This is a genomic window from Enterobacter sp. AC1, from assembly GCF_050434705.1.
GTDB classification, from domain to species: domain Bacteria; phylum Pseudomonadota; class Gammaproteobacteria; order Enterobacterales; family Enterobacteriaceae; genus Enterobacter; species Enterobacter cloacae_L.
Genome location: NZ_JBNDIZ010000010.1, coordinates 1 through 12030, shown reverse-complemented (window position 1 = coordinate 12030; position 12030 = coordinate 1). Strand labels below are relative to the sequence as shown.

Below are 12030 nucleotides of genomic sequence, written 5' to 3'. Positions count from 1 at the left end.
GAAAACAAAGCCTCGCTTCTCAGATGAAGTGCTTACGCAAACGTTGAGAGAGGAAATCCAGCAGGCTGACGGTGACGATGATGAGCACCATCAGGGCGCAGGTTTGCTGGAACTGGAAACCGCGAATGGCTTCCCACAGGGTGACGCCAATCCCGCCCGCGCCGACCATGCCCACCACGGTGGCGGAGCGGACGTTGGACTCAAAGCGGTACAGGGAGTAGGAGATCAGCAGCGGCATTACCTGCGGCAGGACGCCGTAGAGAATCTCCTCGATTTTGTTGGCACCGGTAGCGCGTATGCCTTCCACCGGGCCGGGCTCGATGGCTTCGACCGCTTCCGAGAGCAGCTTGGAGAGCACGCCGGTGGTGTGAATGAACAGCGCCATGACGCCCGCGAACGGACCGAGGCCGACGGCCACCACGAACAGCATCGCAAAGACCATCTCGTTGATGGCGCGGCAGGCGTCCATCAGGCGGCGCATCGGCTGATAAATCCACCACGGAACGATGTTTTCCGCGCTCATCAGGCCAAACGGAATGGAGAGAATGACGGCCAGGGCGGTGCCCCAGACGGCGATTTGCAGGGTGACCGCCATTTCGCTGAGGTAGTCCTGCCACTGGCTGAAGTCCGGCGGGAAGAAGTCGGCGGCGAAGGTGGCCATGTTGCCCGCGTCTTTGAAGAGCAGCAGCGGATCCATTTCCGCGCCTTTCCACGAGATAACCAGCACCGCCAGCAGGATGGCCCAGCTTATAAGCGAGAACCAGCTGCGCTTTGGCGGCGGGAGGGTGATGGTTTGCATGTTGGCTCCTTAATCTGTTCTCCCTCTCCCTGTGGGAGAGGGCCGGGGTGAGGGCATCAGCGTGCGCATTTCCCCCTCACCCTAACCCTCTCCCTCAAGGGAGAGGGGACTTGTGTTACTGCACCGCTTTATTCACGCTGGTCATCGCGCCGAGCGCGGCGGTCAGGCGGTCAAGGTCTTCCAGCTGGGCCTGAATGGTGGCCACTTTGCTGGTCTTCTCCTCGTCCTTCAGTCCCTTGTTGTCCTTCACGCCCTGCATCTCTTTAAACAGCGCCAGCTGGCGAATCGGCACCAGCTGCAGGTCGCTGGACGGACGGAACGGTGCCCAGCCCAGACGTTCCAGAACCGCTTTCTCTTCCGGCGTTTTTCCGTAGGTCATAAAGAAGTCGTACACCTTGTCCTTGGTGCTTTCAGACAGGTTTTTACGCCACACGATCGGGTCGCCGGGGATCAGCGGGGATTTCCAGATAACCTTGATCTCTTTCAGCTTGTCCGGTGCGGAGGTCTTCAGCTTGTCGAGGTTTTCGGTGTTGTTGGTGGCGACATCCACCTGCTTGTTGGCCACGGCCAGGGCGTTGGTTTCGTGGCTGGCGTTCACCGTGCGCTTGAAGTCGCTGGCGGAGGCATTGTTTTTGGCGAAGACGTAGTAGCCAGGGACAAGGTAACCAGAGGTAGAGTTTGGATCGCCGTTGCCAAAGGTCAGCTCTTTGCGTTTGGCAAGCATGTCGCTGAGGTTGTTGATCGGGCTGTCTTTGTTCACGATCAGCACGCTCCAGTAGCCCGGGGAGCCATCTGCCGCGACGGTCTGGGCAAAGACCTGGCCGTTTGCGCGGTCCACCGCTTCCATGGCGGAGAGATTGCCGTACCAGGCGATGTCCACTTTATTAAAGCGCATCCCCTGGATGATGCCCGCGTAGTCCGGGGCGAAGAAGGCGTTCACTTTGATCCCCAGTTTGGTTTCCATATCTTTCAGGAACGGTTCCCACTGGGGTTTCAGGTTCTGCTGTGATTCCGTCGAAATAATGCCAAAGTTCAGCGCTTTTTCCTGCTCTTCCGCGTACGCCGGGCTTAACAGGGTGCTGATGCTGAACATGCTGGTAAAGGCCAGCGCGGCAACCGTTTTATAGCTCATTTCCATTCCTCGTTATGGGGACGTTAAGCAGCCTGCGCGTTCTCTTCGACGCGATTAATGCTGCGGTAGAGATGGTCAAAACGTTCGTTATCAAACTGATGGCTCGCGCCATCAAAGAACACGTGCCCCTGACGCAGGGCGACGATGCGCTCGCAGTAGCGCAGGGCGTAATCCACCTGATGCAGCGTCACCACCACGGTGATGCCGTCTTTCTGGTTAATGTCGTGCAGTGTCTCCATCACAATGCGGGCGGACTCCGGGTCCAGCGAGGCGATGGGTTCGTCAGCGAGAATGATTTGCGCTTTCTGCATCAGGGCGCGGGCAATGGCGACGCGCTGCTGTTGTCCACCGGACAGGGTGGACACGCGCTGATGGGCGAAATGCGCCATACCGACGCGGGTCAGCGCCTGTAAGGCTTCCTGCTTCTGGGAAGGAGAGAACCAGCGCAGACAGGTGCGCCAGAACGGGGTGCTGCCGAGCGCGCCTGTCAGCACGTTCTCCAGCACCGTCAGGCGGTTCACCAGGTTGAACTGCTGGAAGATGTAGCCCGTCTGGGCGCGGCTCTTGCGGATATCGTTTGCCAGACGCCCCGCGCGCTGCACCGTATTGCCCAGCAGCTCGACGTGGCTTTCCGGTGTTTTATCGCAGGTGATAAGCCCGCTCAAATGGCGCAGGAGGGTGGATTTACCTGAACCGGATGGCCCCAGCAGCGCCACCATTTCACCCTGCTGCACGGTGAGATCAACGGCATGCAGCGCCTTGTTGTGATGAAAGGTCTTGCTCAGTTTCTCGACGCGGATGACGGTTTGCATGTGCTGGGCCTCACGATAAATGTGGCCTCATGCTGGCGCATCAATGTGACATTTGGGTTAAGTGCAGGTTGCGGGAGTTTGAAGAGTTAAACGGAGTTTGATGACAGGCGGAGGCAGACTGCCCACCGCCAGAAGATTAATGCTGTTGCTTCACGACGTTAATCATCCACGGCACGCCGTATTTGTCGGTGACTTTACCGAAACCGTGTGCCCAGAAGGTCTCCTGCCAGGCCATTTCGACATTGCCTCCTGCGGCAAGGTTATCGAACCAGCGTTTGCCTTCCGCCACGTCCTGGGTGTCGAGCACCAGCGTGAAGCCGGCGTACTGCGCTTTGCTGCCCGGCGGCAGCCCGTCACTCATCATAATATCGCTGCCCGCAATGCGGACGTTGGAATGAGCGATAGCCGAATCCGGAAATTGCATACCGGACGGACAGCCTTCCTCGCTGTTATCGCTTTTTGGCATTTCGCCGAAGGTAATTTTATAGAGAAGCTCTGCGCCGACGGCTTGCTGGTAGAAAGAAGTGGCTTCTGCACAGTTGCCGGCGAAAGAGATGTAGGGACTTAACGGCATAATCTTTACCTCACGTAAGAAAAGCCCATTAAGTGTAGTTGCGGGTGGCCCGGTAAGCGAAGCGCCACCGGGCAGGTCAATCAGTTCTTTTTCACAAACTCAGATTTCAGCTTCATCGGGCCAAAGCCGTCAATTTTGCAGTCGATATTATGATCGCCTTCAACCAGACGGATATTCTTCACTTTGGTGCCGATCTTCAGCATGGAAGAGCTGCCTTTAACCTTCAGATCTTTAATGACGGTAACGCTGTCGCCGTCTGCAAGGAGATTTCCGTTCGCATCTTTTACGACGAGAGCGTCAGCATCGTGCGCTGGCTCGGCATCATTCCATTCGTGAGCGCATTCCGGGCAGATGAACATGCCATTATCTTCATAGGTGTATTCAGAATTGCATTTCGGGCAGTGTGGGAGTTGCATATCGGTATCCTCAAAAAGTGTAAACGCGCTGGAAAGTGCCAGCTAAATGACGGCAGAGTGCCGAAAAAGGCGGCAAGTATAGCGCAAATCCACACGGTTGTCGGTGATATTGTGAATTAAAAAAAATGCTAAAAACGTATTGGGAGTGACACTTCCTGTCAGTCAGTTAAGCGATGCTTACGTCATTAACACGGTGGGAAGAAATGACGCGAAATATATCGAATATTTTATTGCCGCAAATTGCTACGCTTCTCCATTTCGGATAAGGTGAAGCGACACATTGTTATTTATCTCCGGACTTCGCTGCCATACATATCTTATGGCAGGGGTGCATTACCTCTCTTTTTAGGTGGGTAAATAATGAGGATATATCCTGAAGTTTCTTAAAAATGGGCTACGCTTTTTTCTTTTGGCTATCAGGCCAGGAGAAGAGCTCTACACGCCATGCAAGGATAGTGAATTATTTCTGATTATCTTCAATCAGTTATATTTCGGCGAACATGTTTTCCACACGTGATCATATAAGCCTGAACAACATAATTAATACCAGTGGCTTAATAAAAGTAATAAATTTGCGTTAAGGAAAGGCTTTTATCATGCACACACAGACCATTTTCGAATTAAGCCAGGAAGCTGAGCGTTTGTTACAGCTTGCCCTGCACAATCTTGATACGTTGAAATCAATGCCGACGGCGATGCTGGAAAGCACAACAGCTGCCATTACGGGTGAAAAGAATAACGTTTTACCTTTGCATTTTAGCGCACGCGGTGTCGAAGCGCAGCAGGCGATGCTGAATAATGAATTACGTAAAATAACCCGGCTGGAAATGGTACTGGCTATTGTTGGCACGATGAAAGCGGGGAAATCGACCACCATTAATGCGATTGTAGGGACCGAAGTGTTGCCGAACCGCAATCGTCCGATGACGGCGCTACCGACGCTGATTCGTCATACGCCGGGCCAGAAGGATCCGGTGCTGCATTTCTCCCATGCCTCGCCCATTGATGAATTGATCCAGCTGCTGCAGAAAAAGCTTTGCGATTACGATCGCGGGATACTGGCCCAGCGGCTGGAAATCGATAAAGACATGAATACCCTGCTGGAGCGTATTGAAAAAGGGGAAGCATTTGAGAAACATCACCTGGGGGCGCAGCCCATATTTCATTGTCTGAAAAGCCTCAACGATCTGGTGAGGCTCTCCCAGGCGCTCGGCGTCGAGTTTCCATTCTCTGAATATGCGGCTATCGAACACATTCCGGTGATTGAGGTGGAGTTCGTGCATCTTGCGGGCCTGGATGCTCACCTCGGGCAGCTGACGCTGCTCGATACGCCCGGGCCCAACGAGGCCGGACAACCGCATCTGCAAAAAATGCTCAGCGAGCAGCTCTCCCGCGCGTCGGCGGTGCTGGCGGTGATGGACTATACCCAGCTTAAATCCATTTCGGATGAAGAGGTCCGCCAGGCTATTTCCGCGGCGGGAAAATCCGTCCCGCTGTATGCGCTGGTCAATAAATTCGATCAGAAAGATCGCAATAGCGACGATGAAGAACAGATTCGGGCGATGATCTCCGGCACCTTAATGAAAGGCAATATCTCGCCCGGCCAGATCTACCCCGTTTCGTCCATGTGGGCGTATCTGGCGAACCGCGCTCGCTACGAGATGAGTACGCATGGACAGCTGCCGGATCATCAGGAGCAACCGTGGGTGCAGGATTTTGCCGAGGCTGCGCTTGGGCGTCGATGGCGTACGGCGGACCTGGACGATATCGACCATGTTCGTCATTCGGCCGATCTGCTCTGGGAAGATTCGCTATTTGAACAACCGATCCGCAAGCTGATTTACGCCGCCTATGCCAATGCCTCGCTGTTCGCTCTGCGTTCGGCTTCGCATAAGCTGCTCAACTACGCACAAAATGCCCGCGAATATCTCGACTTCCGCTATCAGGGGCTGACGGTGGCCTTTGAGGCGCTGGAGCTGAACATCGCACGTCTGGAAGAGGACATGACGCTTCTGCAGACGCGCCAGAGCGTGGTGAGCGATGAGGTGAAACATGAGGTTGAGGAGGCGCTGAACGCCACCGCGGACTTTATGGTGTCCCAAAAAACGGCGCTTCACCAGGCGATTGGCGATGTGTTCAGTGCGCACCATATTCTTGATTTGGCAGGCATCGATCGGATCAAGAGTCACAATGACGAACCGCAAGTGCCGAAGCAGCTGGTTCTGGACGATGAAGGGCAGGCGCAGATCGCGCTGAGTAAAATCCGCGCCTCCTGCGAGCTTATCATGCTGGACGCGCAGACGAAGATCGCCCGCGAGCTGGCGCTACGCTTCGATCAGCTGGAGTCTACGCTGGCGCGTTCCCTGAATGAAGCCATGCGTCCCATTGAAACGCGTATCAAAGAGCATCTGAGCCATGCGGGTTTTCGTGCGCGGATCAGCTTCCCGGCCTTTCAGGCGAGCCAGCTTAACTTCAATACGCGGGCGCTGTTTAACGATGCGATTGCGGAAGATGACAGCCAGGCTGGCCAGCCCTCTGGCGGGAGCAGCATGCGTGAAACGGTCTCTCGCTGGCTCAATCATCCAGGCTGGGGGTGGGATGATTATGTGGAAACGCGCACGCGCTATGTTATCGACATTGCGCAGCTACATGACAAATTTAAGCAACATATTGAGCAGTTTTGTGAACAAATACGTAAAGCTTTGTCCGCGCAGGTCGATGTCTCTGTTACGGCAGGGATGGCAACGTTCTTTGCAGAATTTTCGCTGTGCCTGACCGGTTTACAGGAAAGCTTGCGTGATAGCCTCGCAGTCCGTCAACAGAATGAGCATTCAACCCGAGCGCTCAGCCAGCTGTTGAAGCAAAGTATCACGACTGCGACGTGGATACAGGAAGATACCCGACTGTTACGCGATGATATTCAAACTCTATTCGCGGCAGAGCAACCATGACAACACAACTACTGGACGGCCCCGGGCGAACGCTGGAGTGTATTAATCCAAAATTTATGGTCGATCTGGTGCAGGGGGTAGACGCGGCGCGTCATTCCCACCTGGGACCACAACAGCTGCAGTTTCGTGAGCGTCTGACTCAGGAAATCATGACCCATACCCGTCTGCGCCCCTGGGCGATGGCGGGGATGCTCAATGAAAATACGGCGCTGCGCCTGGGGCTGGCGGAAAAACTGGCCGGTATGCTTGACCCGGGTCATCTCTCGCTGACGCTGATGGCGGAGAAGCTGATTGCGCTGCGCCAGCAGACCCACCCGCGCGCCCAGCAGCCTCCGGGTCTGATGCAGCAGTACGCTGAACTCGCTTCTCATTTTACCCAACGCGCAGCTTATAAAGAAAAAGCGCTAACCCAGCGCGGGCTAACGGTGCAGGCGGGTGAGCACAGCGAACAGATTTTTACCCGCTGGCGGGCCGGTCATTACGATGGCTGGTCGCTTGCCGGGCGCTGTTTTATCGTCCTGGAAGAGCTGCGCTGGGGGCCATTTGGCGATGCCTGCCGTCTCGCGAATGATGATGTGGCGGCCATGCTCAAGGATAACCTGCGCAGCATGGCGGCAAACTATCTGGCACAGGGCATCAATGCATCACCCACGACCCGCCATTTCTATCATCAGTGGCTGACAACCCCGGCATCTCCGGGGTTGATCGATCATAAAGACATGCTGGGCTGGCTGGGGGACTGGTGTCAGGCGGATAAACATCCGGTGAGCTGGTCAGTGACGCAAAACTGGCAGACCGTCGCACTGGGGATGCCGAGGCTCTGCTCGGCAAAACGGCTGGTGGACGGGATGGTGGAAGAGATTTTTGGATAATCCCTTACCCCTCACCCTAACCCTCTCCCCACAGGGGAGAGGGGATGGCCTGGCTAATGATTCATTTCTATTGGTTTCGGTTCTGGCAGGGTCTCTTGCCTATTCCCGTAGCGTTTCGCATACAGCGCGGTGATGATGGGCACCAGAATCGCGGTGACAATCACGCTGGCGGCAACGAGTGCCGTCGCTGAAGCCGCTACAGGTTCGAAGGCCGGGTTAATCTGGGCAATAATGACCGGGTTGGCGACGGCAGCGCCCGCGGCTGAAGAGGCGGCGACGCCCGCCGTACCGTTTCCTCCCCCGATTACGCGGTCGGCGATAATCAGCGGAATACCGGTGATAATGATAACGGCGATACCCAGCATAATACCCAGCAGGCCGGTATCAAGAATGACCTTCAGGTTTATGGTGTTCCCCAGCGCGAAACCGAAGAACGGGATCAGCACCGGCGTGGCTTTGCTGAAGAAATCACGCAGGTCGTGATCCAGATTGCCCAGGGCGAAACCGACCAGGAAGGGCAGGATCGCGCCGACAAAGTGGTGTGGTTCAAAAGATGCCAGCCCGGCAGATCCCAGGATCAGCATCGTCATCAGCGGGCCGGACTCCAGAGACATCAGCACAAATGCGCCGGACTCTTCCTTCGTCCCGTACTGGTTCATCAGGCTGGCGTACAACCCGCCGTTGGTCATATCCATCGCCGAGACAATCGCCAGCACCGATAAACCTGCGAAGAACCCGGTCTGAATTCCATTCTCCGGAATGAACATTGCGCATATCATCGCTACAGCCCAGGCAACCGCTATTTTGGTTATCACCAGCGTTCCGGATTTCCGTAATACGGTACCCGTTGCCCGCAAATTAATGGATGCTCCAATACAAAAAAACCAGACGGCCAGAATGGGAACCGTGCCCGTTATCATTCCTTTTGTGAAACCACCAAAATAAGCCCCGGTATCGGGAGCAAGGGTATTAAGGATGGCGCCCAGTACCAGCGGTACCAGCATCATACCACCGGGTATGCGTTCTATCGTGGCTTTAATCTTCATAGACAAACCTCACATCGGATCCCGCAGGACGGGTGATAGGTGTTAAAAATTAATCAATAAATTCAATGAATTGCTTTTATTGGCTGCGGTTTTTTTTCGCTGGCCCTGCAACCAAATTAAATGTGTGCTCTCGATTAACCTCATTCGAAAAAACCGAAAATGCTGTATTCGGATTTATGATGCGATCATTGGAATAACGATTCAATGAAAATAAAACACCGTTTTAGTTATCTTTGTCACATATTCACTGTAAAACTTTGGGCCGGTTCCTGATGATGAAAATTTATGTAAATCTGATGTGAAGTAACGTGGTTTGTTTTTCTGTTAAGTAGGAAATAATGACGCGTGTGAGGATGTTCTTTAGGTGGGGTAAGGAAGTACTTATTGGTGCGCGTTGACAAAAACTGAACTGAGTTGACCCGCCACAAAAATATGTGTGAAGTTGATCACAAATATAAACGCTGGTAGGGTAAAAAGGTCATTAACTGCCCAGACAGGCGTCAACAGGTTCGGTTGTATCGACGTAAAACGTCAATGTAAGTAAACCTGCTACGCTTGAATAAGGTGATTCGCATGGAGCGGATCCCATGGTTCACAGAACGCTAACTGGACTGTGAAACAGACAGGGCCGAGTCAACGAGGATAGCTATGCTAAGAAGGAAAAAGATTAAACCCATTACGCTTCGCGACGTCACCATTATTGATGACGCAAAACTGCGTAAAGCGATTACCGCAGCCTCGCTCGGTAATGCGATGGAATGGTTCGATTTTGGTGTCTACGGCTTTGTAGCCTATGCGTTAGGTAAAGTATTTTTCCCCGGGGCCGATCCCAGCCTGCAGATGATTGCCGCACTGGGTACGTTCTCCGTTCCCTTCCTGATTCGTCCGCTGGGCGGTCTGTTTTTCGGTATGCTCGGCGATAAATATGGTCGCCAGAAGATACTCGCCATCACCATCGTCATTATGTCGATCAGTACATTCTGTATCGGCCTTATACCTTCTTACGCCACCATCGGCATTTGGGCACCGATTCTGCTGCTGATTTGTAAGATGGCTCAGGGCTTCTCGGTGGGGGGGGAATATACCGGTGCCTCGATCTTCGTTGCAGAGTATTCCCCGGACCGTAAGCGCGGGTTTATGGGAAGCTGGCTCGACTTCGGCTCGATTGCCGGGTTTGTCATGGGCGCGGGCGTGGTGGTACTGATTTCAACCGTGGTGGGTGAAGATAACTTCCTCGACTGGGGCTGGCGTATTCCGTTCTTCCTCGCCCTGCCGCTGGGCATTATTGGCCTGTACCTGCGGCATGCGCTTGAAGAGACGCCTGCGTTCCAGCAGCACGTTGATAAACTGGAACAGGGTGACCGCGAAGGGCTGCAGGATGGTCCGAAGGTATCGTTCAAAGAGATTGCCACTAAGCACTGGCGCAGCCTGCTGACCTGTATTGGTCTGGTGATTTCGACTAACGTTACCTACTACATGCTGTTGACCTATATGCCGAGCTATCTGTCGCATAACCTGCACTACTCGGAAGATCACGGTGTGCTGATTATTATCGCCATCATGGTGGGTATGCTGTTTGTGCAGCCGATTATGGGCCTGTTGAGTGACCGTTTTGGTCGTCGACCGTTCATTATCCTGGGAAGCGTTGCGCTGTTTGCTCTGGCAATCCCGGCATTTATTCTGATTAACAGTAACGTGCTGGGGCTGATTTTTGCCGGTCTGCTGCTGCTGGCGGTGATCCTTAACTGTTTTATCGGGGTAATGGCCTCAACGTTGCCCGCGATGTTCCCGACGCACATTCGCTACAGCGCGCTGGCCGCGGCCTTTAACATCTCGGTGCTGATTGCCGGTCTGACCCCGACGCTTGCCGCTTCGCTGGTGGAGAGCACGCAGAACCTGATGATGCCGGCTTATTACCTGATGGTGATTGCGGTGATTGGTTTGATTACGGGTATTACCATGAAGGAGACGGCGAACCGTCCTCTGAAAGGTGCGACGCCTGCGGCGTCTGACATCCAGGAAGCGAAAGAGATCCTGCGCGAGCACTACGATAACGTAGAGCAGAAGATTGAGGATATCGACGCAGAGATTGAAGAGCTGCAGAAAAAACGCTCCCGACTGGTGGACCAGCATCCACGCATCAACGAGTGATAAAAAAACCCGCCGCTGGCGGGTTTTCTTTTATTAGCATCCGGCAGCGATGTAGTCGCCATTGGCGCTGATGGGTATCACCGTCAGGAAAAGGACTGTCGCGAACAGGATCAGGACTATCCCTCCGGCTATTTTGACTGCCGGCACCAGCCATCTTAATGAGGCGCTTTCTCCGAACCAGGTCACCGTGCGCTCGCGGGCATAACGCACTGCCAGCGAAAGTCCCACAATAGAAAGCGCGGTTCCCAAAGACATGGTCATGACCGCGGCCACTCCCCAGGTGACAATGCCCAGCGCATTGGAGAACATCAGAATCATGATCGCCCCGCTGCACGGACGTGCGCCGATCGCCAGAATGACGCCCAGACGCGTTTTCCAGTCTCCCTGCGTCAGGTCTGCCCCCACGCCGTGTCGGCCGCAGCCACAATGTTCGTCATGCTGATGAAGGGGCCTGATGGCGGAGATAGCCATCTTGCGCGGACGCAGGCTCTTCAGTGCCTGATAAATGATAAAAGCGCCGAATGCGCCAATAAGCACTGCGCTTATCTTCTCCACGTACCAGCGGCTGGTGCTGATATCTCCTGAGGCGAGGTTAAACCCCACCGCCAGAATAAAGACAAACAGAATGGCGCTGACGCCCTGCATCAGACTACCCAGGAAAGGGACGACCCGGGCAGCCAGCTCGCTTTCCTTATTTGTAGTCAGGTAGGTCGTCACGATGAACTTTCCGTGCCCGGGACCAATGGCGTGGAGAACGCCATAAAGGAAAGCGCCCGTTAACAGCCATAATCCGCCGCTGTACTGGTGGTTATTAAGCTGCAGCAAATACATCACCAGATAGCGGTGCAGAGTAATTTGTGTGGCAAGACACCACTGGATAAAGGCATTCCAGTGCGTATGCAGGGTAAAACCGGCAAAGAGGATTGCCAGCAGCATCACCCCTGCTGTAGGGAGACGCCAATCGCGGGCGAGGCGTTGTGTGGTCATGAGGGTGGGCCTGCACAGAGGAGAGTATTTGCCGCTAGTATAGTTGATCTTCCTGCTCAATTCGTAGGATCGCGCCGGGATCCGTTTATGATTGTGGATAACTTTGTGCATAAGAGGGTATAAGGCGGGGTTTTGCTGGGGAATGCAGCAGTCAGTCATTTTTTTGCAACTTTTAGGTTGCGGCCGCTCGGGAACTCCCTATAATGCGCCTCCATCGACACGGCGGATGTGAATCACTTCACACAACAAGCGGTTCGGTTGAAGAGAAAAAATCCTGAAATAACGGGTTG

At 54.3% G+C, this 12030-nt stretch carries 10 protein-coding genes; 3 read left to right on the top strand and 7 right to left on the bottom strand.

Annotated features, from left to right (window positions below; all coding sequences use genetic code 11):
• Nucleotides 1–19: 19 nt before the first annotated feature.
• The 5 genes from phnE to M2433_RS21090 form a co-directional block, all read right to left on the bottom strand.
• Entirely contained in the window at nucleotides 20–799 is a 780-nt protein-coding gene (gene phnE, locus M2433_RS21110; protein ID WP_021242916.1) for a phosphonate ABC transporter, permease protein PhnE, read from the bottom strand.
• Nucleotides 800–914: 115 nt separating this feature from the next.
• Nucleotides 915–1931: a phosphonate ABC transporter substrate-binding protein gene (gene phnD, locus M2433_RS21105; RefSeq protein WP_429057411.1), complete on the bottom strand. Its 1017-nt coding sequence runs from the start codon at nucleotides 1929–1931 to the stop codon at nucleotides 915–917.
• A gap of 23 nt (nucleotides 1932–1954) precedes the next feature.
• Entirely contained in the window at nucleotides 1955–2743 is a 789-nt protein-coding gene (phnC, locus tag M2433_RS21100) for a phosphonate ABC transporter ATP-binding protein (RefSeq protein ID WP_429057409.1), read from the bottom strand.
• A 136-nt stretch (nucleotides 2744–2879) separates the two neighbouring features.
• On the bottom strand, nucleotides 2880–3317 hold the full coding sequence (gene yjdN, locus M2433_RS21095; protein ID WP_059312906.1) for a VOC family metalloprotein YjdN: 438 nt from the start codon (nucleotides 3315–3317) through the stop codon (nucleotides 2880–2882).
• Between the two features lie 80 nt (nucleotides 3318–3397).
• Nucleotides 3398–3733: a zinc ribbon domain-containing protein YjdM gene (locus tag M2433_RS21090; RefSeq protein WP_047345551.1), complete on the bottom strand. Its 336-nt coding sequence runs from the start codon at nucleotides 3731–3733 to the stop codon at nucleotides 3398–3400.
• A 596-nt stretch (nucleotides 3734–4329) separates the two neighbouring features.
• Here M2433_RS21090 and crfC point away from each other — a divergent pair.
• Nucleotides 4330–6684 (top strand): clamp-binding protein CrfC, encoded by a 2355-nt coding sequence (crfC, locus tag M2433_RS21085; RefSeq protein WP_429057405.1) that lies wholly within the window; start codon nucleotides 4330–4332, stop codon nucleotides 6682–6684.
• Nucleotides 6681–7556, top strand: a complete 876-nt coding sequence (locus M2433_RS21080; protein WP_429057403.1) for a diguanylate cyclase regulator RdcB family protein — start codon at nucleotides 6681–6683, stop codon at nucleotides 7554–7556. Before crfC ends, M2433_RS21080 begins: the two co-directional genes overlap by 4 nt.
• A gap of 53 nt (nucleotides 7557–7609) precedes the next feature.
• Here the strand turns inward: M2433_RS21080 and kdgT are convergent, their stop codons facing one another.
• On the bottom strand, nucleotides 7610–8602 hold the full coding sequence (gene kdgT, locus M2433_RS21075) for a 2-keto-3-deoxygluconate transporter (protein WP_429057400.1): 993 nt from the start codon (nucleotides 8600–8602) through the stop codon (nucleotides 7610–7612).
• Between the two features lie 648 nt (nucleotides 8603–9250).
• Here kdgT and proP point away from each other — a divergent pair.
• On the top strand, nucleotides 9251–10753 hold the full coding sequence (gene proP / locus M2433_RS21070; protein ID WP_429057398.1) for a glycine betaine/L-proline transporter ProP: 1503 nt from the start codon (nucleotides 9251–9253) through the stop codon (nucleotides 10751–10753).
• A gap of 33 nt (nucleotides 10754–10786) precedes the next feature.
• On the opposite strand, the gene M2433_RS21065 is transcribed toward proP, so the two are convergent.
• The gene (locus tag M2433_RS21065) at nucleotides 10787–11740 is read right to left on the bottom strand and encodes a nickel/cobalt transporter (protein ID WP_429057397.1); all 954 of its coding nucleotides are present in this window, start codon (nucleotides 11738–11740) and stop codon (nucleotides 10787–10789) included.
• Between the last annotated feature and the right edge of the window lie 290 nt (nucleotides 11741–12030).

Excerpts from the sequence above, each read along its gene's own strand:
- kdgT (WP_429057400.1), bottom strand. The coding sequence starts at position 8,602 with ATGAAGATTAAAGCCACGATAGAACGCATACCCGGTGGTATGATGCTG.
- phnE (WP_021242916.1), bottom strand. The coding sequence starts at position 799 with ATGCAAACCATCACCCTCCCGCCGCCAAAGCGCAGCTGGTTCTCGCTT.
- yjdN (WP_059312906.1), bottom strand. The coding sequence starts at position 3,317 with ATGCCGTTAAGTCCCTACATCTCTTTCGCCGGCAACTGTGCAGAAGCC.
- crfC (WP_429057405.1), top strand. The coding sequence starts at position 4,330 with ATGCACACACAGACCATTTTCGAATTAAGCCAGGAAGCTGAGCGTTTG.
- M2433_RS21080 (WP_429057403.1), top strand. The coding sequence starts at position 6,681 with ATGACAACACAACTACTGGACGGCCCCGGGCGAACGCTGGAGTGTATT.
- phnC (WP_429057409.1), bottom strand. The coding sequence starts at position 2,743 with ATGCAAACCGTCATCCGCGTCGAGAAACTGAGCAAGACCTTTCATCAC.
- phnD (WP_429057411.1), bottom strand. The coding sequence starts at position 1,931 with ATGAGCTATAAAACGGTTGCCGCGCTGGCCTTTACCAGCATGTTCAGC.
- M2433_RS21090 (WP_047345551.1), bottom strand. The coding sequence starts at position 3,733 with ATGCAACTCCCACACTGCCCGAAATGCAATTCTGAATACACCTATGAA.
- M2433_RS21065 (WP_429057397.1), bottom strand. The coding sequence starts at position 11,740 with ATGACCACACAACGCCTCGCCCGCGATTGGCGTCTCCCTACAGCAGGG.
- proP (WP_429057398.1), top strand. The coding sequence starts at position 9,251 with ATGCTAAGAAGGAAAAAGATTAAACCCATTACGCTTCGCGACGTCACC.